We start from the raw sequence: 20642 nt of genomic DNA, 5'->3' as shown, positions 1-20642 counted from the left end.
GTCGGCCGGCGGCCCGGCGGAGTGCGATCGAGGTGCGGAGGCGCGGCGCCAGCGGTGCCCGCCAACCTCACCGGCGCGCCGCGCGGCGACCACGGCAAGGCGGGGTGAAAGACGGCCCTTGCGCCCTGGCCTGGCAGCGGCCGGGCGGGTGAGCGCGCCGCCATCCCGCGCGGACGAGGGTCGCCGTGCGGGGCTGCGCGGCCCGGCAAAACCCCTCCGGGGTCGCGCGGGCCCGCGGCGATGGCGTAATCTCGTCGACCTCCTCTCCCCAGGCCGGCCCCGCGCCGGCGCCACGAGGTCTCCATGAGCACCCCCGTCGTCTCCGAGCTGGCGCCTCCGCTGCGCCTGCTCCTCGGCCCCGGTCCCAGCATGGTCCACCCGCGCGTGCTCCGCGCGATGTCCACCCCGCTGCTCGGCCACCTCGATCCGAAGTTCCTCGAGATCATGAACGAGGTGCAGGCGCAGCTCCGCGCCGTGTTCCGCACCGAGAACCCGTTCACCATCGCGGTCTCGGGCACCGGCTCGGCCGGCATGGAGGCCGCGCTCGTCAACCTGCTCGAGCCGGGCGACACCGCCGTGGTGGTGGTGGCGGGCGTGTTCGGCGGCCGCATGGCCGACATCGTGGGCCGCTGCGGCGCCCGGCTGGTGAAGATCGACGTGCCCTGGGGCGAGGTCTGCGATCCGGCGCGCATCGAGGAGGCGCTGAAGAAGGAGGGCAAGGTGAAGGTGGTGGCCCTGGTCCACGCCGAGACCTCCACCGGCGCGCACCAGCCGCTCGAGGGGCTCGGCGCCCTGTGCCACGCGCACGGCGCGCTGCTGGTCGCGGACACCGTCACCTCGCTCGGCGGCGTGCCGGTCGAGGTGGACGCGTGGGGCGTGGACGCGTGCTACTCCGGCACGCAGAAGTGCCTGTCGTGCCCGCCGGGCCTGGCCCCGCTCACGCTCTCGCCGCGCGCGCTCGAGGCGGTGAAGGCGCGCAAGACCAAGGTGCAGAGCTGGTACCTCGACGCCGGGATGGTGGCGGACTACTGGGCCGAGGGGAAGCGCGTGTACCACCACACGGCGCCCATCTCGATGGTGTACGCGCTGCGCGAGTCGCTGCGCCTGGTGCTGGAGGAGGGGCTCGAGGCCCGCTTCGCGCGGCACCGGCGCCACTCCGCCGCGCTCATGGCCGGCGTCGGCGCGCTCGGGTTCGAGCCGCAGGCGCAGGAGGGCCACCGCCTGCCGTCGCTGAACTGCATCAAGGTGCCGGCCGGCGTGGACGAGGCGGCCGCGCGCAGGAGCCTGCTCGCCGACCACTCCATCGAGATCGGCGGCGGGCTCGGGCCGCTCGCGGGCAAGGTCTGGCGCATCGGGCTGATGGGCGAGTCGGCCCGGCAGGAGAACGTGCTCGCGGTGCTCGCCGCGATCGAGCAGGCGCTCGCGAAGCAGGGCAAGCTCGCCCGCGTCGGCGCGTCGCTCGCCGCCGCGCTCGAGTCGTACGCGAGGAGCTGAACGCCCGGATCCGCAGGCGCGGCGACGCCGCGCCCGCGGGGCGGTGCGACCTGCACGCTCCGCGGCAGCTACGCCGAGTGAACCAGCGTGAGCGCCGGCACGCGCGTGAGGCAGCGGCGCACCAGCTCGAGGAGCGGCCCCTCCGCGAACGGCTTGCGGATGGCGACGTCCGCGCCGGCCTCGAGCAGCGCCCGGTCCCCGCCGGCGACGCCGGAGAGCCCGATGATGGGCAGGCTGCGCAGCCGCGGGTCGGGCGAGGCGCGGAACACGCGGATGAGGTCGCTGCCCCTCATGCCGGGCATCACCTCGTCCACCACGCACAGGTCCGGCGGGTCGAAGCGCGCCACGTCGAGCGCGCTCTCGGCCGAATCGGCCGCGAGCGCGACGTAGCCGCCCGACTCGAGCGCCTGCGCCAGGAGCGTGCGCAGGATCTCGTTGTCGTCGACCACCAGGATCCGGTGCGGAGCCGGTGCGTCCATGTAGGCACGGTAGCCCCGTCGCTCGCGCCGCAGCTATCCCGTGGCCCGGCGACGGTGCATCGCGGGGCCGGAGCCGGGCCCCCTCGTCCGATGCCGCCCCGCCGGTACCGCTGGCCCGCCCCCGGTGGCCTCCCTAGGTTCCGCGAGGACAGGGGTCGAGGAGGCGAGCGCGCGATGCGTGGAGCAGCGGTGATCGCAGGTTGGGGCGGGGGCGCGGCGGGGCTTCGAAGGCTGCTGGACGGACTCGGCGACGCGGTCCGATCGCTCCGTCCCGCGAGGCCCGGCGCCGGCCGCCCGGGGTCGTCCGCGCGCGCGCCGCGCCTGCCCCGATCGCGGCTGGGGACGGCCCTCGAGGCGCGCCTGGCGGTGCGCTCGGGCGTGCGGCTCGAGGATTTCCTCCGCTACCGGCTGGCGCGCTACGCGGCCCGGCTGCCGGTCCCGCTGGAGGCGCTCCCGGTGGTGGTGGACGTGGACGGGGGCGAGCCGGTCGTGCGCGCGCGCCCGCAGCCCTCGTCCGCCCTGGGCGCGATGCCGGCCGGGCGCGGGGGCGAGCCGCGCTGGGTGCGCACGCTGGTGCAGCGCGAGGGCGCCGGGGCGCTGCGCGAGATCCGCGACCACGAGGCCGCGCTCGACGCCCTGGCGGAGCGCTCGGCGGCGGCCCGCGAGCGGATCGAGACCGCGGCGCGCACGCTCGCCGAGGACCTGGCCCGGGGCGCGATCACGGCGCCCGTGGAGGTCGAGGCCACCGCCGAGCAGCTCGGGCGCCCCCCGGTGCCCCCTCCGTTCCCCGTGCTGGCGCTGCGCGGCGCGGCGCTCGCGCTCCTGCTGGCCGAGACCTGGCGGCTGGCGCGTCCGGTCCTGGGCGCGGCGGGACTCTCCGTGGACGATCTCCCCGGGGCGCTGCAGCGCGCCCCGCTCGCCGCCGGGCTCTCGCTCGCGTTCGCGGCCGGCGCCGCGGGCGCGGTGCTGGCGCTGCTCGGGGTCGCGGTGCGCCGCGCCGTCGAGGTCGCGGACGGCGCCGCGGCCGCGCGGCGTGGGCTCCTGCTGGGCATGGGCGCCACCGGCTCGGCCGCGCTCGCCGCGGCCGTGGCCGCGTCGGGCGCCGCCCCCGGGCGCTGGACGGAGGGGGTGCTGCTGCTCGCGGTGCCGCTCGCGGCGGTGGCGTGCCTGCGCGAGGCCGCGCGCCGCGCGGCGGTTCGCGACGCGGCCGAGGCGGCGGCGCTGGAGTGGGACCGCGAGCGGACGCGCGACATGGTCGAGCGCGGCCGGCGCGCCGGGGTCGTCGCCGAGGCCGAGGCGGCGCTGGCGCGGGTGGAGGCGGAGCGCGAGGAGGTGCGGCGGCGCCTGCGGGCGCTGGAGCGGCGCGCGGTGGAGGCCGACGAGGCCGACGAGCGCGCGGCCCGGGCCGAGGCCCGGCGCCTGGAGCGGCTCTCCGAGGCGCTGGCCGGCGCGCTCGAGCTGGACCGCTACGCGTACCTGCGCCGCGCCGCGGCCGGCGCGCGCGGCGTCGCCGAGCGCCCCGCCGCCCGGCCCATCCTGCTGGAGCGCGCGGCGGAGCGGCTGGAGGTGGCGGGGTAGGACCGTCCCCGGAGCCGGCCGCTCAGCGGCCCTCGACCGGCGCGTAGAACGACACGCCGCGGACGTCCGCGTTCACCTTGAGCGGATGCTGCAGCGGCGGGAACGCCCGCTGCTCGCAGTCCATCCGCTCGCACAGGCGGCAGGTGAGGCCCACCGGCACCACCGCCTCGCGCGCCTCGAGGTTCACGCCGTCCGCGTAGACCAGCTCGCGGGCGCGCGAGGCCTCGCACCCCATGGCGATGGCGAGCACCGAGCGCGGCGCGTGGAACCCGCCGCCCTCGCGGTTGATGGTGCGCGCGATCCAGAAGTAGGTCGCGCCGTCGGGCATCTGCGAGAGCTGCGTGCGGACCAGGCCGGGCGTGGTGAACGCCTCGAACAGGTTCCAGCGCGGGCACGCGCCGGAGAAGCGGGCGAAGCGGAGCCCGGAGGCGGAGAACCGCTTGGAGATGTTCCCGGCGATGTCCACGCGGACCAGGTGGAAGGGGACGCCCTCCGCGCCGGGCCGCCGCAGCGTGGTGAGCCGGTGGCACACCTGCTCGAAGCTGGTGCGGAACCGGTGGCCGAGCAGGTCGAGGTCGTAGCGCTCGGCGCGCGCCTGCTCGAGGAACGGCCCGTAGGGCATGAGCACGGCCGCGGCGAAGTAGTTCGCGAGCGCCACGCGGGCGAGCGCGCGCGACGAGTCGCTGGTGAGGTGCGGGTCGGCCACGAAGCGATCGAGCACGTCCGCCTGCGTGAGCAGGCCGATCTGGTAGGCGAGCTGGAAGTTGCGGCTGCCGCGGCGGAGCAGCTCGGAGAGGTGGAGGACCTTCGCCTCGGGGTCGTAGCGCCGCATGGCGCCGCGCGCCTCGGCGGTGTGGACGATCCGGACCGTCACGCCGAGCTGGCCGAGGAAGCGCACCAGGCTCGTGTACAGGTAGTCCGGGTCGAGCCGCGCCTCGCGCCAGAGCGCCTCGCTGCCCGCCTCCAGCTCCGGGAAGTGGTTCATGTGCCGCTGGACGAGATCCGAGACCTCCTCGGTGGGCAGGTGCGAGGAGTCCACGCCGTCGAGGTCGCCGTCGGACAGCGTCGCGGCGAGCGTGTCCGACGCCTCGCGGGCCGCGCGGTACGCCTGGTAGAGCGACAGGACCGCGCGGGCGGCGGTGGGCGAGGACGAGGCGAGGTCCCGCACCTCCGCGTTGGTGACGTCGTGCGGCTCGAACAGCGGATCCCCAAAGACCTCCATCAGGTCGGCCACCACGCGCGCGTGGTGCTCGGTCGAGAGCGACTTCAGGTCGAGCTCGAACAGGTCCGCGAGCTTGATGAGCAGCTGCGCGGGGAGCGGCCGCCGGTTGTGCTCGATGAGGTTCAGGTAGCTCGCCGAGATGCCCAGCCGATCGGCGAGCTGCGCCTGGGTGAGGTTGCGCTGGCGCCGGAGCGCCCGGACCTTCGCGCCGAGGTGCTGGCCGGGCTCGCGCATGTCCGCCTCCTCGCCACCGCGCGCGCCGCACGGGGCGCCGTTCCCGCGCCGGGTCGGGGCGCGGAGGGGCGCGGCCGGCGCGGCAGGCTGCCGGGCGGCCGGGCGGTGGCCACGCGAACATCATGGCGCAGCACGCCATTTTCAAGCTTTACGGCTTGACCGCGCCCCATTGACAACCCGCCGACAGCTTAACTGTTCGGAATCACAGCAGCTATTGTGCTTGATCCAAATCACGATAACGATTCCGGGCACAGGAGGAACACACACGATGCCCGAGACGACCGACGCGCAGCGCCCGCCGCTCCCCCCCGGATGGACCTTCGGGGCCCCCTCCCCGCCGGACACGAGTCCGTGCTCACCGCCGACGCCCTGGCCTTCGTGGCCGACCTGGTGCGCCGCTTCCGCCCGCGGGTGGAGCAGCTGCTGGAGCGCCGGCGCGAGCTGCAGCGCCGCTGGGACGCCGGCGAGCGCCCGGCGTTCCTCTCCACCACCGAGGAGGTCCGCGAGTCGGAGTGGACGGTGGCGCCCATCCCGGCCGACCTGCAGGACCGGCGGGTCGAGATCACCGGGCCGACCGACCGCAAGATGATCATCAACGCGCTCAACTCCGGCGCGAGCGTGTTCATGGCGGACTTCGAGGACTCGAGCTCGCCCACCTGGCAGAACGTGGTCGAGGGGCAGGTGAACCTCAGGGACGCGGTGGCCGGGACCATCGCGTGCGCGTCGCCGGACGGGAAGCAGTACCGCCTGAAGGACCGCACCGCCGTGCTCATGGTCCGCCCGCGCGGCTGGCACCTGCTCGAGCGGCACGCGCTGGTGGACGGCCGGCCTGCCACCGCCGCGCTGTGGGACTTCGGCGTCTACTTCTGGAACAACGCGCGCGCGCTGGTCGCGAAGGGCACCGGCCCGTACTTCTACCTGCCGAAGCTGGAGGGCCACCTCGAGGCGCGGCTGTGGAACGACGTCTTCGTCCACGCGCAGGCGGCGCTCGGGATCCCGCGCGGCACGATCCGCGCGACCTGCCTGATCGAGACGCTCCCCGCCGCGTTCGAGATGGACGAGATCCTCTGGGAGCTGCGCGAGCACTCCGCCGGCCTGAACTGCGGGCGCTGGGACTACATCTTCTCGTTCGTGAAGCGGCTGCGCGCCGACGCGCGCGCGGTGCTGCCGGACCGCGCCCAGGTCACGATGGACAAGGGGTTCCTGCGCGCCTACGTGCAGCTGCTCATCCAGACGTGCCACCGCCGCGGCGTGCACGCCATGGGCGGCATGGCCGCGCAGATCCCGGTCAAGGACGACGCCGGGGCCAACGAGGCCGCGCTCGCCAAGGTCCGCGCCGACAAGCTCCGCGAGGTGACCGACGGGCACGACGGCACCTGGGTGGCGCACCCGGGCCTGGTCCCGGTCGCGCGCGCCGTCTTCGACCAGCACATGGAAGGGCCGAACCAGATCGGCCGGAGGCGCGAGGACGTGCGGGTCGGCGCCCGCGACCTGCTCCGCCCGGTGGAGGGGACGCGCACCGAGGCCGGCCTGCGCCACAACGTCCGCGTCTCGGTGCAGTACATCGAGGCCTGGCTGCGCGGCTCCGGCTGCGTCCCGCTCTACGGCCTGATGGAGGACGCCGCTACCGCCGAGATCTCGCGCGCCCTCGCCTGGCAGTGGATCCACCACGGCGTGGCGCTCGACGACGGCCAGCCGCTCACCGCCGAGCGCTTCCGCGCGGTGCTCGCCGAGGAGATGGACCGGATCCGCCTCGAGGTGGGGGAGGCGCGCTTCGCCGGCGGGCGCTTCGAGGACGCGCGCGCGCTGTTCGAGCGGATGAGCACCCAGGCCGAGTTCACCGAGTTCATCACCCTCCCCGCCTACGACCTCCTCGAGGCGCGGGCCGACGAGCGGGCGCGCATCCTGGCCGGCGGCGAGCCCGCCGGCGCCGCCCCCGGGCCGCACCACCCCGACCCGCGCCGCTGGGAGGGCATCGTCCGCCGCTTCGGGCGCGACGAGGTGGAGCGGCTCCGCGGCAGCGTGCGGGTCGAGCACACCCTCGCGCGGATGGGCGCGCTCCGCCTGTGGGAGCTGCTCCACGCCGAGCCGTACGTGAACGCGCTCGGCGCGCTCACCGGCAACCAGGCCGTGCAGATGGTGAAGGCGGGCCTGAAGGCCATCTACCTGTCCGGCTGGCAGGTCGCGGCCGACGCCAACCAGGCCGGGCAGACCTACCCGGACCAGAGCCTCTACCCGGCCAACTCGGTGCCCGAGGTGGTCCGGCGGATCAACGCCGCCCTGCAGCGCACCGACCAGATCGAGCACTCCGAGGGCCGGGACGGCACGTACTGGTTCGCGCCCATCGTGGCCGACGCCGAGGCCGGCTTCGGCGGGCCGCTCAACGCCTTCGAGCTGATGAAGGGGATGATCGAGGCCGGCGCGGCCGGCGTGCACTTCGAGGACCAGGTGGCCTCGGAGAAGAAGTGCGGCCACCTGGGCGGCAAGGTGCTGGTCCCGACCTCGACGTTCGTCCGCACGCTCACCGCCGCGCGCCTCGCCGCCGACGTCATGGACGTGCCGACGCTCATCGTGGCGCGAACCGACGCCGAGGGCGCGAAGCTCATCATGAGCGACATCGACCCGTACGATCACCCGTACCTCGAGGAAGGCGAGCGCACGCCGGAGGGCTTCTACCGGCTGCGCCCCGGCATCGACACCGCCATCGCGCGCGGCCTCGCCTACGCGCCGTACGCGGACCTGGTCTGGTGCGAGACGCAGACCCCCGACCTGCACGAGGCGAAGCGCTTCGCGGAGGGCATCCACGCCCGGTTCCCGGGCAAGCTGCTCGCGTACAACTGCTCGCCGTCCTTCAACTGGAAGAAGAAGCTCGACGACGCGACCATCGCCCGCTTCCAGCGCGAGCTCGGCGCCATGGGCTACAAGTTCCAGTTCGTGACGCTGGCCGGCTTCCACGCGCTCAACCACTCCATGTTCCAGCTCGCGCGCGGCTACCGCGAGCGCGGCATGGCGGCGTACACCGAGCTGCAGCAGGCGGAGTTCGCGGCGGAGCCGCAGGGCTACACCGCCACGCGCCACCAGCGCGAGGTCGGCACCGGCTACTTCGACCTCGTCGCCCAGGCCGTCTCCGGCGGCACCTCCTCCACGCTGGCGCTGGAGGGCTCCACCGAGGCGGCGCAGTTCCACCCGGCGGAGGCGGCGCCCGCGCACGGCGCGGAGCAGGTGGCCCGCGCCATCGAGGCGGACCACGAGCGGCTCCACGCCCTCGTCGCCCGCGTGCGCGGCGCCGCGGACGGGCCCGCGCTCTCCGGCGCGCTGGAGGAGCTGGCCCAGGCGCTGCGCGAGCACTTCGCGCACGAGGAGCACGCCAAGGGCCTGTACGGGATCGTGGGCGCGCGCAGCCCGGCGCGCCGCGCCGAGCTGAAGCGGATGGTCGAGGAGCACCAGCAGATCCTCCGGCTGGTGACCGGCCTGGTGGAGCGCGCCCGCGGCCCGTCCGCGCCCGCGCCGGCCGATCTCGGCCGCCTGGCGAGCGAGGTCGCCGCGCAGATCGCCGACCACGAGCGCAAGGAGCTGCTGCTCGTCCCGGCGCTCGCGTAGCGCCCGGCGCTCCGCCGCCCGCTCCCTCCCCGCCGCCCGCGGGGAGGGGGCCGGGCGGCGCGTGGCCTCGAGGCCCGCCGCGCCCCGCGCGGCCGGCCGCTCCCCTCCGGCCCCGCGCTGGTCGGTGCGCCAACGAGACCCCGCCGTTCCCGCCGGAATCGGTTACGTTGTCGGGCGTGCTCGATCCCACCAGAGCGGGCGAGGCGCTCGCACCGGAGCTCGTGGTCGGCGTCCCCGCGGAACCGGATCGGCTGGCGGCGAGCGAGTCGGCGCAGGCGCTCCAGGCCGCGCTGCGCGCCGCCTACCCTTCCCGGCCCGCCGTCGCGGTGGTGCTCACCGGCGACCCCCGCGGCGCGGCGCCCCCCGGCGACCTGCTGGCGCCCGCCTCCCCGGAGGGCGAGCCCCCGGCGGTCTACACGGGGAGTCACGACGGGCTGGAGGCGGCGCTGCCGACGCTGCTCGAGGTGGAGCTGTCGCTCGGCGCGCCCGCCTGCGCCCTGCTCGAGCCCATGCCCCGCCCGGCGGATCCGACCTGGATGCGCCAGCTCCTCGACCCCGTCCTGGACGGCTCCTTCGACCTCGTCGCGCCGGCGTACGCCCGCGGCCGCTTCGACGGCGTGCTGGTCACCGGCGTGGTGTACCCGCTCACCCGCGCCCTGTTCGGCCAGCGCCTGCGGCAGCCGCTCGGGCGCGAGGTGGTGGTCTCGCGCGCCCTCGCCGAGCGCCTCCTCGCCGACGGCGCCTGGCGCACCGACCCGTCCAGCGCGACCGCGGACCTGTGGGTCATCGCGAAGGCCGCCGCGCACGAGACGCGCATCGCGCAGGTGTACCTGGGGCCGCGCACGCGCCCGCCGCCGCAGCCCGCCGACGTCTCGCAGGCGGTCGCGCGCGTGCTCGGGACGGTGTTCCAGGACATGGCGCTGCACGCGCCGCGCTGGCAGCGCGTGCGCGGCTCGCGCCCGGTCCCGACGTTCGGCGAGGAGCACCTCCCGGGCGAGCCGAACCCGCCGCCCGCGGCCGGCCCGCTGGTGTCCGCGTTCGAGCTGGGCTGGCAGGACCTGCGCGCGCTGTGGGGCGCGGTGCTGCCGCCCCAGACCATGCTGGCCCTGCAGCGCATCGCCCGCGATCCGCCCGAGGCGTTCCGCATGCCCGACGCGGTCTGGGCCCGGGTGGTCTACGACTTCGCGGTGGGCTGGCGCGTGAAGATCATGGATCGGGAGCAGCTGTTGCGGTCGATGACGCCCCTGTACCTGGGCTGGGTGGCCAGCTTCGTGAACGAGGTGGGCGGGCTGGGGCGGCCGGAGACGGAGGCGCGGGTGGAGCGGCTGTGCGAGGCGTTCGAGGCGGAGAAGCCCTACCTCATCTCGAGGTGGCGCTGGCCGGACCGCTTCACGCCCTAGGAGGCGCCATGTGGGAGCGCGTTTCGCAGGTGCTGGCGGAGGCGTTCGGGCGGCTGGGGGCGGCGCTCGCCGCGGACCTGCCGGCGCTCGTGGCCATGGTGGTGGTGCTGGCGGGCGGCGTGGCGCTCGCCTTCGCGGTCCGGGCCGGGCTGCGCCGGCTCCTCGCCCGGGTGGGGCTCGACCGCCGGGCCCGCGAGTGGGGGCTCACCACCGGGCGCGGGATCGAGCCGCAGCACGAGCCCTCCTGGCTGGTGGCGCGCGGCGCGTTCTGGTTCCTGGTGCTGCTGTCGGTGGCGCTCTCGCTCGACGTGCTGGGCGCCGCCACCACCACCGCCGTGGGGCACTCGCTGCTCGCCTTCCTGCCGCGCCTGGTGGTCGGCGCGGTGGTGCTCCTCGTCGGCGTGGGCGCGGCGCGGTTCCTCGAGCGCAGCGTGCTCATCGGCGCGGTGAACCTCGGGATCCGGCAGGCGCGGCCCCTGTCGCTCGCCGTGAAGTGGTTCCTGCTCGTGCTCGCGGCGGCCATGGCGCTCGAGCACGTCGGCGTCGGCGGCGGCCTGCCCACGCTGGCCTTCGGCATCGTGCTCGGCGGCCTCGTGCTCACCGCGTCGCTGGCGCTCGGCCTGGGCGCGCGCGACGCGGTCTCGCGCGCGCTCGACCGGCAGCTCCCGGCCGAGGGGCCGCACCCGACCGAGGACCCGCGCGAGAACCCGCGGCGCATCCAGCACCTCTAGGGCCCCGATGCGCGATCGCCGCTCCGGCATCCTGCTGCACCCGACCTCGCTGCCCGGGCCCCATGGCGCGGGCGACCTCGGCGGCGCCGCGCACCGCTTCGCCGGGTGGCTCGCCGACGCCGGCCAGCGCCTGTGGCAGGTGCTGCCGCTCGGCCCGACCGGCTTCGGCGACTCGCCCTACCAGGCGCTCTCCTCGCACGCGGGGAACCCGCTGCTGGTCTCGCTGGAGGTGCTCCGCAGCGAGGGCTGGCTGGACGGCGGCGACCTCTCCGGCGCGCCCGCCGGCGAGCCGGACCGGGCCGACCTCCACGCCGCGCTGGAGTGGAAGCGCGAGCGGCTGGCGCGCGCGGCGCGGGCGTTCCGGGCGGGCGCGGACGGCGAGCGCGCCGCGGAGCTGGAGGACTTCCGCGCGCGCGAGGCGGCCTGGCTGGACGACTGGGCGCTGTTCGCGGCGCTGAAGGCGGCGCACGGCGGCCGGCCCTGGACCGCCTGGCCGGCGCCCCTCGCCCGGCGCGAGCCGGCCGCGCTGGAGGCGGCGCGGGCGCGCTTCGCGCACGAGGTGTTCGCCGAGGTCTTCGCGCAGTTCGCGTTCTTCCGGCAGTGGACGGCGCTGCGCGCACGCTGCCGCGCGCTCGGGATCGAGCTGATGGGCGACCTGCCCATCTACGTGGCCCACGACTCCGCCGAGGTGTGGACGCGGCCGGAGCTGTTCCGGCTCGACGCCGCCGGCGAGCCCGCCGCCGTCGCCGGCGTCCCCCCCGACTACTTCAGCGCCACCGGCCAGCGCTGGGGCAACCCGCTCTACGACTGGGAGGCGGTGGCGCGCGAGGGCTGGCGCTTCTGGATCGAGCGCGTGCGCGGCGCGCTCGCGCTGGTGGATCGGATCCGGCTCGACCACTTCCGCGGCTTCGAGGCGTACTGGGAGATCCCCGCCGGCGCGCCCACCGCCGAGCGCGGCCGCTGGGTGCCCGGCCCGGGCGCGCGGCTGTTCGAGGCGCTCCTCCGCGCGCTCGGCCCGCTGCCGTTCGTGGCCGAGAACCTGGGCGTCATCACGCCGGAGGTGGAGGCGCTCCGGCGGCGCTTCGGCCTCCCCGGCATGGCCATCCTGCAGTTCGCGTTCGGGGACGACCCGCAGGCGCCCACCTTCCAGCCGCACAACTACGCGCCGGACCTCGTCGCCTACACCGGGACGCACGACAACGACACGGTGGCGGGCTGGTGGCGGGGCGGCGCCGGCGACAGCGTGCGGACGGCCGAGGCGGTGGCGCGCGAGAAGGCGTTCGCGCTCGAGTACCTCGGGGTGGACGGCCGCGACGTGCCCGGCGCGATGATCCGGGCGGTGCTCGCCTCGGTGGCGGACACGGCCGTGTTCCCGCTCCAGGACGCGCTGGGGCTCGGCTCGGAGGCGCGCATGAACACGCCCGCCACCCTGGGCGGCAACTGGCGCTGGCGCGTGCGCGAGGAGGCGCTCGACGCGGCGCTGGCGGCCCGGCTGCGGCGCCTCGCGGCGGTGTACGGGCGCGCCCCCGCTCAGGCGGGCTTGCGCAGCTCGAACCAGAAGTAGCCGTAGGGCGCGAGCGTGAGCGCGTAGGGCTGCCGCCCGATGCGCGGGAACTCGGTGTAGCCGACCATCTCGACCGGCACGTAGCCCTCGAGGTGGGAGAGGTCGAGCTGCGCCGGCTGCGCGAAGCGCGACACGTTCGCCACGCACAGGATCACGTCCTCGTCGTGGCGGCGCACGTAGGCGAGGACCTTGCGGTTCTGCACCGGCAGGAACTCCATCGTGCCCCGCCCGAACGCACGGAACAGCTTGCGCAGCGCGATGGTGTTCCGCATCCAGTGCAGCAGCGACGAGGGGTCGCGCAGCTGGGCCTCGACGTTGACCGCCTGGTAGCCGTACACGGCGTCGGAGATGGGCGCCGAGTAGAGCCGGCCGGGGTCGGCGCGGGAGAAGCCGGCGTTGCGGTCCGGGCTCCACTGCATGGGCGTGCGCACGCCGTTGCGGTCGTGCAGGTAGATGTTGTCGCCCATGCCGAGCTCGTCGCCGTAGTAGACGATGGGCGTGCCCGGGAAGGAGAACAGGAGCGAGTTGAGCAGCTCCATCCGGCGGCGGCTGTTGTCCACGAGCGGCGCGAGGCGGCGCCGGATCCCGACGTTCAGCTTCATGCGCGGGTCCTGGCTGTACGCGAGGTACATGTAGTCGCGCTCGTCGGCGGTCACCATCTCCAGCGTCAGCTCGTCGTGGTTGCGCAGGAACAGCGCCCACTGGCAGGTGTCCGGGATGGCCGGGGTGCGCCGCATGATCTCGACGATGGGCTCCACGTCCTCGAGCCGCAGCGCCATGAAGATGCGCGGCATGAGCGGGAAGTGGAACGCCATGTGGCACTCGTCGCCGTCGCCGAAGTACGGGCGCACGTCGGCGGGCCACTGGTTCGCCTCGGCGAGCAGCATGCGCCCGGGGAAGTGCTGGTCCACGTAGGCCCGGATCCTCCGGATGACCTCGTGCGTGCCGGGCAGGTTCTCGCAGTTCGTGCCGTCCTGCTCGATGAGGTAGGGCACCGCGTCCAGCCGGAACCCGTCCACCCCCATCTCGGCCCAGAAGCGCAGCGCGTCCAGCACCTCGCCCAGCACCACCGCGTTCTCGAAGTTCAGGTCGGGCTGGTGCGAGAAGAAGCGGTGCCAGTAGTACTGCTTCGCCTCCGGGTCCCAGGTCCAGTTCGACTTCTCGGTGTCGGTGAAGATGATGCGCGCGTCGCGGTAGCGCTCGTCCGTGTCGCTCCACACGTAGTAGGCGCGGTCCGGGGAGCCGGGCGGCGCGCGGCGCGCCCGCTGGAACCAGGGGTGCTGGTCGGAGGTGTGGTTCACCACCAGCTCCACCACCACCCGGATGCCGCGGGCGTGGGCCGCCGCCACCAGCTGGCGGAAGTCGTCCACCGTGCCGTAGTCGGGGTGGATGCCCTTGTAGTCGGCGATGTCGTAGCCGTCGTCGCGCAGCGGCGACGGGAAGAACGGCAGCAGCCACAGGCAGGTGATGCCGAGGTCCTGGAGGTAGTCGAGCTTCTCCACCAGGCCGCGCAGGTCGCCCACGCCGTCGCCGTTGGAGTCGTAGAACGACTTCACGTGCGTCTCGTAGATGACCGCGTCCTTGAACCAGAGCGGATCGACTGCCCGCCTGCGCTGCGAGATCGCCATGTGCCTCCCCGGGCCGGCCGGGCCCGCGCGTCCGTGACACGAGTCCGTAAGGTACATCCGGACCGCCCTCCCCGCGCGGAGCATGCGCGCGCGGCGCCCCTCCGGGCCGGTCCGCCGCCTGCGCGCCGCCGCGCGCCGGCGAGGGGCCGTGCGGCGGCGGGTCCTGCGCTGCGAGGGGCGTTCCACGCCGCCCGGCCGCGTGCGCAGCGTACGGCCGGTGGCGGGCGCGGCGGTCGGGCGGGCGGGGAGGCTCCGGGGGGCGGGCGCGGCGGTGGCCGCGGCCGCGGCGCTCCTGTCGCTCGCCGCCTGCGACCCCTGGCACTGCTCGTTCGAGAGCCACGGCGCCTGCGTCGAGTTCGAGTCGCCGCCCGCGGACCTCGAGGCGGCCAGGGCCAGGATGGACCGCCTGCTCGAGCTGGAGCTGCCGTTCTGGGACCTTCACTCGCTGTCCGGCTGGCGCATCCAGTACCGCGACACCACCGAGTACGTCTGCTACCTCGCCACCCGCAACGAGGGCTGCACCGACTACCTCCAGCACACGCTGTCGCTGCACGTGCCCGAGGACTCCGGGGGCTGCTTCGAGGCGGCCGAGCTGCTGCACGAGCTCGGGCACTACAAGCTGGGCGACCCGACCCACTCGAACCCTCGGTGGAAGGACGTCGAGGCGGCGTTCGCCGGGATCGTGTGGGACCGCCCCGACGCGCCCGCCGAGTGCCGCGCGCGCTACAAGGCCATCTACAAGGGCATGTGGGTGGTGGGGACCGACGCGCTGTGAGGCCACGGCGGCCCCGGGCTGACGCGGCGCGCCGAGGCCGACGGCCCCCACCAGGCGCGCTCCGACGTGGGATGCGCGGCGGCCGCGGCCGGTTAGGCCATCCTTTCACAAGGAGGCGCCGATGGCGTCGATCCACAAGCACGTGACCCGCGAGATGGTGTCCCTCGAGGCGACCGCGCCGATCCGCGAGGCGGCGCGCCTCATGTCGGAGCGCAAGATCGGCTCGGTGGCCGTCCGGGACGGCGGCCGGATCGTCGGCCTGGTGACCGAGCGCGACCTCGTCGCCACCGTGCTCGCGCGCGGCGCCGACGCGAACCACCCCATGCGCGAGGCGATGCGCCAGGGGCTCCCGCGCGTCTCCTCCAGCGCCACCGAGGCCGAGGTGGCCGGGCTGATGCGCGACCACGCCACCCGCCACCTGCTCGTCGAGGAGGGCGGCCAGGTGGTGGGCGTGGTCTCGATGCGAGACATCATCCAGCTCATGCTCGACGAGAAGCAGTTCCTCATCGAGCAGCTGCAGACGTACATCGACGGCCGCTGACGCACCCGCGGCGCGGGCGCGCGGCCGCGCGCGGGTGTTCACGCACCGTCAAAGACGCCGGCGGTACGACCCGGCTCGCCTTGCGGGTATTCCCCGCGTGGGGCCTTCTTTTGCCCACGTCCGGGGGATACCCCCGATGGACCGAGGTCAACGACGACGATGCGCATCGCGGTGCTACGTGAGGCGGCGCCCGGAGAACGCCGGGTCGCCCTGGTCCCCGAGAACGTCACACGGTTGGTGAAGCAGGGCCACGAGGTCCGCGTCGAGCGCGGCGCCGGCGAGGCCGCCGGCTTCCCCGACGAGGCCTACGCCGCGGCCGGCGCGCAGGTGGGCGACGCGGGCGCGACGCTCGACGGCGCGCGCGTGGTCGCGGCGGTGCAGCGGCCCTCCGAGGCGCAGGTGGAGCGGCTCCCGCCCGGCGCGCTGCTCGTCGGCCTGCTCGCGCCGCACGCCGCCGGGCCGCTCCTCGAGCGGCTCGCCGCGCGCGGCGTGGACGCGATGGCCATGGAGAAGGTCCCGCGCACCACGCGGGCCCAGTCCATGGACGCGCTCTCCTCGCAGGCGACGCTCGCCGGCTACAAGGCCGTGCTGATCGGCGCGAGCGCCCTCCCCCGGATCCTCCCCATGATGACCACCGCGGCCGGCACGCTCGCGCCCGCGAAGGCGTTCGTGGTCGGCGCCGGCGTGGCGGGGCTGCAGGCGATCGCCACCGCGCGCCGCCTCGGCGCGGTGGTGTCCGCGTTCGACGTGCGCCCGGTCGTGAAGGAGCAGGTCCAGTCGCTCGGCGCCGCGTTCGTGGAGGTGCCCGCGGTGGCCGCGGAGGGCACGGGCGGCTACGCGAAGGAGCTGGGCCAGTCCGAGCAGGAGCGCGTCCTCGCGGCCGTCGCCGGCCACGTGAAGGACATGGACCTCGTGATCACCACCGCGCAGATCCCGGGCAGGCCGGCGCCCCGGCTGATCACCGCCGCCATGGTCCGCTCCATGCGGCCCGGGTCGGTGGTCGTGGACCTGGCCGCCGAGACCGGGGGCAACTGCGAGCTGACGCGCGCCGGCGAGACGGTGGTGGACGGCGGCGTCTCCGTGATCGGCGCGGTCAACCTCCCGTCCACCGTGCCGTTCCACGCCAGCCAGATGTACGGCCGCAACGTGGTCACGCTGCTCGCCCACCTGTTCAAGGGCGCCGAGGCGGACCTCGACGCGCAGGAGGAGATCGCCGCCGCCATGCTGGTGGTGCACGGCGGGAAGGTGCGGGCCTGACCATGCTCGAGCTCATCCAGATCTACGTCTTCGTCCTCGCCGGCTTCGTCGGGTTCTTCGTCATCACCCGCGTCCCGGCGCTGCTGCACACCCCGCTCATGTCGGCCACCAACGCCATCAGCGCCATCTCGCTGGTGGGCTCGCTGGTGATGGCAGGCGCGGAGCGCGGGCTGCTCGCGAACGTGCTCGGCTTCGTGGCGGTGACCTCCGCCACCATCAACGTGGTGGGCGGCTTCATCATCACCGACCGCATGCTCAAGATGTTCAAGCGCGCCGACCGGGCGGGAGGCCAGAAGAAGTGAGCCCGCGCACGCTGTTCATCGAGGCGGCGTACCTCGCCGCGTCGATCCTGTTCATCCTCGGCCTCCGCAGCCTCACCATCCCGGACAAGGCCCGGCGCGGCATGCAGCTCGCCGCGCTCGGCATGCTGCTCGCCATCGTGGGCACCCTGGTGCACCACGAGGTCGTCCACTACGGGTGGATCCTGGCGGGCCTGGCGCTCGGGTCGGCCATCGGCTACCCGCTCGGCGTCTACGTGCCCATGACCGCGATGCCGCAGCGCATCGCCATCTCGCACATGTTCGGCGCGGTCGCCGCCACGCTGGTCGGCGTCGCCGAGTACTGGCACCTGGGCAACGGCGCCGAGGTGGGCCGGGGCACCATGGCGGCGCTGGGCTTCGAGGTGCTGTTCGGCGCCCTCACCATCACCGGCAGCTTCATGGCGTTCGGGAAGCTGCAGGAGCTGCTCCCCTCGCGCCCGCTCACCTTCCCCGGCCAGAACGTGGTCTCCATCGCCATGTTCGCTGCGGCGCTGGGGCTGTTCTGCTGGCTGGTCTACGACCCGGGCGCCCACCCGGCCGCGTTCTACGCGATGGTGGCGCTCGGCCTCGCGTTCGGGATCTCGCTGGTGCTCCCCATCGGCGGCGCCGACATGCCGGTGGTCATCTCCCTGCTCAACTCGTACGCGGGCCTGGCCTCCTCCGCGACCGGCTTCGCCATCGGCAACAACGTGCTCATCATCGCCGGGGCGCTCGACGGCGCCTCGGGCTTCATCCTCTCGATCATCATGAGCCGGGCCATGAACCGGTCGTTCACGAACGTCCTGTTCGGCGCGTTCGGCTCGGCGCCCCCGCCCTCCGCCAAGACCGCGCAGGGGCTCACCGTCCGCTCCATCACCCCCGAGGACGCCGCCATCCAGCTCGCCTTCGCGCGGCTGGTGATCGTGGTCCCCGGCTACGGCATGGCGGTGGCGCAGGCGCAGCACCAGGTGCGGGAGCTGGCCCAGCTCATCGAGAAGAACGGCGGCACCGTGCTCTACGCCATCCACCCGGTGGCGGGCCGCATGCCGGGGCACATGAACGTGCTGCTCGCCGAGGCCGACATCCCCTACGACAAGCTCAAGGAGATGGACGAGATCAACGACGAGTTCCAGAACGCCGACGTGGCCCTGGTGATCGGCGCGAACGACGTGGTGAACCCCGCCGCGCGCAACGACCGCTCCTCGCCCATCTACGGCATGCCCATCCTCGACGTGGACCGGGCGAAGCACGTCATCGTGCTGAAGCGCTCGATGAACCCGGGCTTCGCCGGCATCGAGAACGAGCTGTTCTACGCCGAGAACAGCTCGATGCTGTTCGGCGACGCGAAGGCCTCGCTCGCCAAGCTCGTGCACGAGGTGAAGCAGCAGTCCTGAGGCCCGGGCGGCGCCCGCCGGGGGACGGCACGGGCCCCGCGCACGCGCGCGAGGCCCGTGCTGCCTCCGGGCGACGCTACTTGTTCGAGTCGGCCTTCACCTCGATCGCCATGGGCTTGTCGCCCTTGAGGTTGAAGGACGCCTTCACGTCCTGGCCGGGCTTGAGCTGCGACAGGCGGGCGGTGCTGCCGTCCAGCTCCACCTTGGTGTTCCGGTCGCAGTGCAGCGTCGCGGTGGTCGCGTCGTCGCGATCCAGCGTGATGCTGGTGCCCGAGACCTTGGAGATCTTCCCCTTGATGTCGAAGTCCTTCTTCGACATCTCGTCCCGCCGCTGCTCGGCCTGCGCCGTGTTCTGGTGCATGGTCGAGTCGTTCGCGCTGCCGGTGCCGGTCTGATCGCGCGTCCACTGCCCGGCGCGGTCGGCCGACTCCTTCGTGTCGCGCGCGGCCGCCTGGCCGGCCTCCTTGGTCTCCTGCTTGGTGCTGCCGAGGCGATCGTCCGCCGCCGCCGTCCCGGCGAGCAGCAGCGCGCCCATCAACACTGCCAGTTTGCGCATGGTCCCCTCCTGGCGGGCGTCTGCCCGTCCGACGCAGAAGGTAGGCACGCGTCCGTACGGGCGCGATGCGCCGCGAGGGCGGGGAGGGAGGCGGGCGCCCGTGGCCCGGACGGCGGGCGGCGCGTCCGCCGCGCCGGCGCTCAGGCGGTCTCGATGGAGGCCGCCTGCTGCAGCCCCAGCTCCTGGATGGCCGTCTCGCGCATCTTGTACTTCTGGACCTTGCCCGAGACCGTCATCGGGAACCCGTCCACGAACTTGTAGTACCGCGGGATCTTGTAGGTCGCGATCTTGCCCTTGCAGTAGGCGCGGATCTCCTCGCCGGTGAGCGAGATCCCGGGCCGCAGCTTCACCCAGGCCATCAGCTCCTCGCCGTACTTCACGTCGGGCACGCCGATCACCTGCACGTCGGAGACGCCCGGGATCGTGTAGAGGAACTCCTCCACCTCGCGCGGGAAGATGTTCTCGCCGCCGCGCAGCACCATGTCCTTGATGCGCCCGACGATCTTCACGTAGCCGTGCTCGTCGATGGTGGCGAGGTCGCCCGTGTGCATCCAGCGGCCGTCGTCGATGGCGCCGCGGGTGGCGTGCGGATCGTTCCAGTAGCCGAGCATCACCGAGTAGCCGCGGGTGCACAGCTCGCCGGGCGTCCCGCGGGGCATCACGCGGCCGGTGGTGGGATCCACGATCTTGATCTCGACGTGCGGGTGGACCTGCCCGACGGTGGTCACCCGCTTCTCGATGGGATCGTCGGTCCGCGACTGCGTGGACACCGGCGAGGTCTCGGTCATGCCGTAGCAGATGGTGACCTCCGGCATGTGCATGTCCTTCTGCACCCGCTTCATCACCTCGATCGGGCAGGGCGAGCCGGCCATGACCCCGGTGCGCAGCGAGGAGAAGTCGAAGGTGTGGAACTCGGGGTGGTCGAGCTCCGCGATGAACATCGTCGGCACGCCGTAGAGTGAGGTGCAGCGCTCCTGCTGCACGGTGCGCATCACCGTGACCGGGTCGAAGTTGTCGAGCGGGATCACGATGGTGGAGCCGTGGCTGGTCGAGGCCAGGTTCCCGATCACCATGCCGAAGCAGTGATAGAACGGCACCGGCAGGCAGACCCGGTCGGTCTCGCCGTAGCCGAGGTACTCCCCGATGAAGAAGCCGTTGTTGAGCAGGTTGTGGTGCGAGAGCGTCGCGCCCTTGGGGAACCCGGTGGTGCCGCTCGTGTACTGGATGTTGATGGGCTCGTCGAACTGCAGGTCGCGCTCGAGCCGGGTCAGCTCCTGCTCGGAGAGGCGCAGCGCGTCGTGCTTCAGCGCGCCCCACTCGTCGTCGATCACCAGGGTCTGCCGCAGCTCCGGGCAGCGCAGCCGCACCTCGCGCACCATCGCCACGTAGTCGGCGTTCCGGAACGTGCGCGACAGGGCCAGCATCGACACCCCGGACTGCTTCAGCGCGTACTCGAGCTCGTGCACGCGGTAGGCGGGGTTCACGGTCACCATGATCGCGCCGATGCGCGCGGTGGCGTACTGCCAGACCACCCACTCGTACCGGTTCGGCGCCCAGATGCCGACGCGGTCGCCCTTCTTCACCCCGCGCACCAGCAGCCCCCGCGCCACCAGCGACGTCTCCTCCCAGAACTGCCGGTACGTGGCGCGGTAGCCCTGGTACACCGAGACCAGCGCCTCGCGATCCGGGAACCGCTCGACCGTGCGGCGCAGGTTCTCGCCGATGGTCTCGCCGAGGAGCGGCGTGGTGGACGGTCCGCTGACGTAGGACGGTGCGGTCAAGGCGCTGCCTCCGGGGGAAACGGGGGCGGAATCCTAGACGCGCGCGGGCCCGCGGGGAAGGGTGTGCGTGCGCGACGCCGCGCGTCAGCGACGACGGGTGCGAGCGGCG

Annotated in this window: 16 protein-coding genes; 11 read left to right on the top strand and 5 right to left on the bottom strand. The window is 74.1% G+C overall.

Annotated elements, in window-relative coordinates; all coding sequences use genetic code 11:
• Positions 1–303 precede the first annotated feature (303 nt).
• The gene (locus ACOQFB_RS05520; protein WP_421608904.1) at positions 304–1494 is read left to right on the top strand and encodes a pyridoxal-phosphate-dependent aminotransferase family protein; all 1191 of its coding nucleotides are present in this window, start codon (positions 304–306) and stop codon (positions 1492–1494) included.
• 68 nt (positions 1495–1562) lie between these two features.
• Here the strand turns inward: ACOQFB_RS05520 and ACOQFB_RS05515 are convergent, their stop codons facing one another.
• Positions 1563–1973, bottom strand: coding sequence for a response regulator (locus ACOQFB_RS05515; protein ID WP_059437227.1), 411 nt, complete (start codon positions 1971–1973; stop codon positions 1563–1565).
• A 378-nt stretch (positions 1974–2351) separates the two neighbouring features.
• On the opposite strand from ACOQFB_RS05515, the gene ACOQFB_RS05510 reads away from it, so the two are divergent.
• Positions 2352–3551 (top strand): hypothetical protein, encoded by a 1200-nt coding sequence (locus ACOQFB_RS05510; RefSeq protein WP_237757880.1) that lies wholly within the window; start codon positions 2352–2354, stop codon positions 3549–3551.
• A 22-nt stretch (positions 3552–3573) separates the two neighbouring features.
• Here the strand turns inward: ACOQFB_RS05510 and ACOQFB_RS05505 are convergent, their stop codons facing one another.
• Positions 3574–5007 carry a helix-turn-helix domain-containing protein gene (locus ACOQFB_RS05505; protein WP_059437229.1) on the bottom strand — a complete coding sequence of 478 codons (1434 nt, stop codon included), beginning with the start codon at positions 5005–5007 and terminating at the stop codon, positions 3574–3576.
• Between the two features lie 312 nt (positions 5008–5319).
• Between ACOQFB_RS05505 and aceB the strand changes: the two genes are divergently transcribed.
• The 4 genes from aceB (at position 5320) to malQ (ending at position 12302) form a co-directional block, all read left to right on the top strand.
• Positions 5320–8607, top strand: coding sequence for a malate synthase A (gene aceB / locus ACOQFB_RS05500; protein WP_494492488.1), 3288 nt, complete (start codon positions 5320–5322; stop codon positions 8605–8607).
• A 176-nt stretch (positions 8608–8783) separates the two neighbouring features.
• Entirely contained in the window at positions 8784–10007 is a 1224-nt protein-coding gene (locus ACOQFB_RS05495) for a hypothetical protein (protein WP_237757881.1), read from the top strand.
• Positions 10008–10015: 8 nt separating this feature from the next.
• Complete coding sequence (locus tag ACOQFB_RS05490) at positions 10016–10738, top strand: hypothetical protein (protein WP_059437232.1); 723 nt, start codon at positions 10016–10018, stop codon at positions 10736–10738.
• A 7-nt stretch (positions 10739–10745) separates the two neighbouring features.
• Positions 10746–12302 (top strand): 4-alpha-glucanotransferase, encoded by a 1557-nt coding sequence (gene malQ / locus ACOQFB_RS05485; RefSeq protein WP_421608902.1) that lies wholly within the window; start codon positions 10746–10748, stop codon positions 12300–12302.
• Here malQ and treS read toward each other — a convergent pair.
• Positions 12269–13930, bottom strand: coding sequence for a maltose alpha-D-glucosyltransferase (gene treS / locus ACOQFB_RS05480; protein ID WP_193388348.1), 1662 nt, complete (start codon positions 13928–13930; stop codon positions 12269–12271). The two genes, malQ and treS, sit on opposite strands and share 34 nt — an antisense overlap.
• Before the next feature lie 148 nt (positions 13931–14078).
• Here treS and ACOQFB_RS05475 point away from each other — a divergent pair, with 148 nt between their 5' ends.
• From ACOQFB_RS05475 to ACOQFB_RS05455, 5 genes are all read left to right on the top strand, one after another.
• On the top strand, positions 14079–14705 hold the full coding sequence (locus tag ACOQFB_RS05475) for a hypothetical protein (protein ID WP_237757882.1): 627 nt from the start codon (positions 14079–14081) through the stop codon (positions 14703–14705).
• 121 nt (positions 14706–14826) lie between these two features.
• The gene (locus tag ACOQFB_RS05470; protein WP_059437235.1) at positions 14827–15246 is read left to right on the top strand and encodes a CBS domain-containing protein; all 420 of its coding nucleotides are present in this window, start codon (positions 14827–14829) and stop codon (positions 15244–15246) included.
• A gap of 159 nt (positions 15247–15405) precedes the next feature.
• A complete protein-coding gene (locus tag ACOQFB_RS05465) occupies positions 15406–16503 on the top strand; it encodes a Re/Si-specific NAD(P)(+) transhydrogenase subunit alpha (RefSeq protein WP_421608901.1) in 1098 nt (365 codons plus the stop codon).
• Between the two features lie 2 nt (positions 16504–16505).
• Positions 16506–16805, top strand: a complete 300-nt coding sequence (locus ACOQFB_RS05460) for an NAD(P) transhydrogenase subunit alpha part 2 (protein ID WP_011422058.1) — start codon at positions 16506–16508, stop codon at positions 16803–16805.
• Complete coding sequence (locus tag ACOQFB_RS05455) at positions 16802–18196, top strand: NAD(P)(+) transhydrogenase (Re/Si-specific) subunit beta (RefSeq protein ID WP_421608900.1); 1395 nt, start codon at positions 16802–16804, stop codon at positions 18194–18196. The genes ACOQFB_RS05460 and ACOQFB_RS05455 overlap by 4 nt, the downstream gene beginning before the upstream one ends.
• 76 nt (positions 18197–18272) lie before the next feature.
• On the opposite strand, the gene ACOQFB_RS05450 is transcribed toward ACOQFB_RS05455, so the two are convergent.
• On the bottom strand, positions 18273–18752 hold the full coding sequence (locus ACOQFB_RS05450; protein WP_059437238.1) for a hypothetical protein: 480 nt from the start codon (positions 18750–18752) through the stop codon (positions 18273–18275).
• Between the two features lie 140 nt (positions 18753–18892).
• Positions 18893–20533 (bottom strand): AMP-binding protein, encoded by a 1641-nt coding sequence (locus ACOQFB_RS05445; protein ID WP_059437239.1) that lies wholly within the window; start codon positions 20531–20533, stop codon positions 18893–18895.
• Between the last annotated feature and the right edge of the window lie 109 nt (positions 20534–20642).

It is taken from the genome of Anaeromyxobacter sp. Red801, from assembly GCF_049201065.2.
Classification (GTDB): domain Bacteria; phylum Myxococcota; class Myxococcia; order Myxococcales; family Anaeromyxobacteraceae; genus Anaeromyxobacter.
This window is presented reverse-complemented; position numbering and strand designations above follow the sequence as displayed.

Bases quoted from the DNA above. Each gene is read 5' to 3' on its own strand.
- malQ (WP_421608902.1), top strand. From the start codon at position 10,746: ATGCGCGATCGCCGCTCCGGCATCCTGCTGCACCCGACCTCGCTGCCC.
- ACOQFB_RS05450 (WP_059437238.1), bottom strand. From the start codon at position 18,752: ATGCGCAAACTGGCAGTGTTGATGGGCGCGCTGCTGCTCGCCGGGACG.
- aceB (WP_494492488.1), top strand. From the start codon at position 5,320: ATGGACCTTCGGGGCCCCCTCCCCGCCGGACACGAGTCCGTGCTCACC.
- ACOQFB_RS05490 (WP_059437232.1), top strand. From the start codon at position 10,016: ATGTGGGAGCGCGTTTCGCAGGTGCTGGCGGAGGCGTTCGGGCGGCTG.
- ACOQFB_RS05520 (WP_421608904.1), top strand. From the start codon at position 304: ATGAGCACCCCCGTCGTCTCCGAGCTGGCGCCTCCGCTGCGCCTGCTC.
- ACOQFB_RS05505 (WP_059437229.1), bottom strand. From the start codon at position 5,007: ATGCGCGAGCCCGGCCAGCACCTCGGCGCGAAGGTCCGGGCGCTCCGG.
- ACOQFB_RS05465 (WP_421608901.1), top strand. From the start codon at position 15,406: ATGCGCATCGCGGTGCTACGTGAGGCGGCGCCCGGAGAACGCCGGGTC.
- ACOQFB_RS05460 (WP_011422058.1), top strand. From the start codon at position 16,506: ATGCTCGAGCTCATCCAGATCTACGTCTTCGTCCTCGCCGGCTTCGTC.
- treS (WP_193388348.1), bottom strand. From the start codon at position 13,930: ATGGCGATCTCGCAGCGCAGGCGGGCAGTCGATCCGCTCTGGTTCAAG.
- ACOQFB_RS05515 (WP_059437227.1), bottom strand. From the start codon at position 1,973: ATGGACGCACCGGCTCCGCACCGGATCCTGGTGGTCGACGACAACGAG.
- ACOQFB_RS05470 (WP_059437235.1), top strand. From the start codon at position 14,827: ATGGCGTCGATCCACAAGCACGTGACCCGCGAGATGGTGTCCCTCGAG.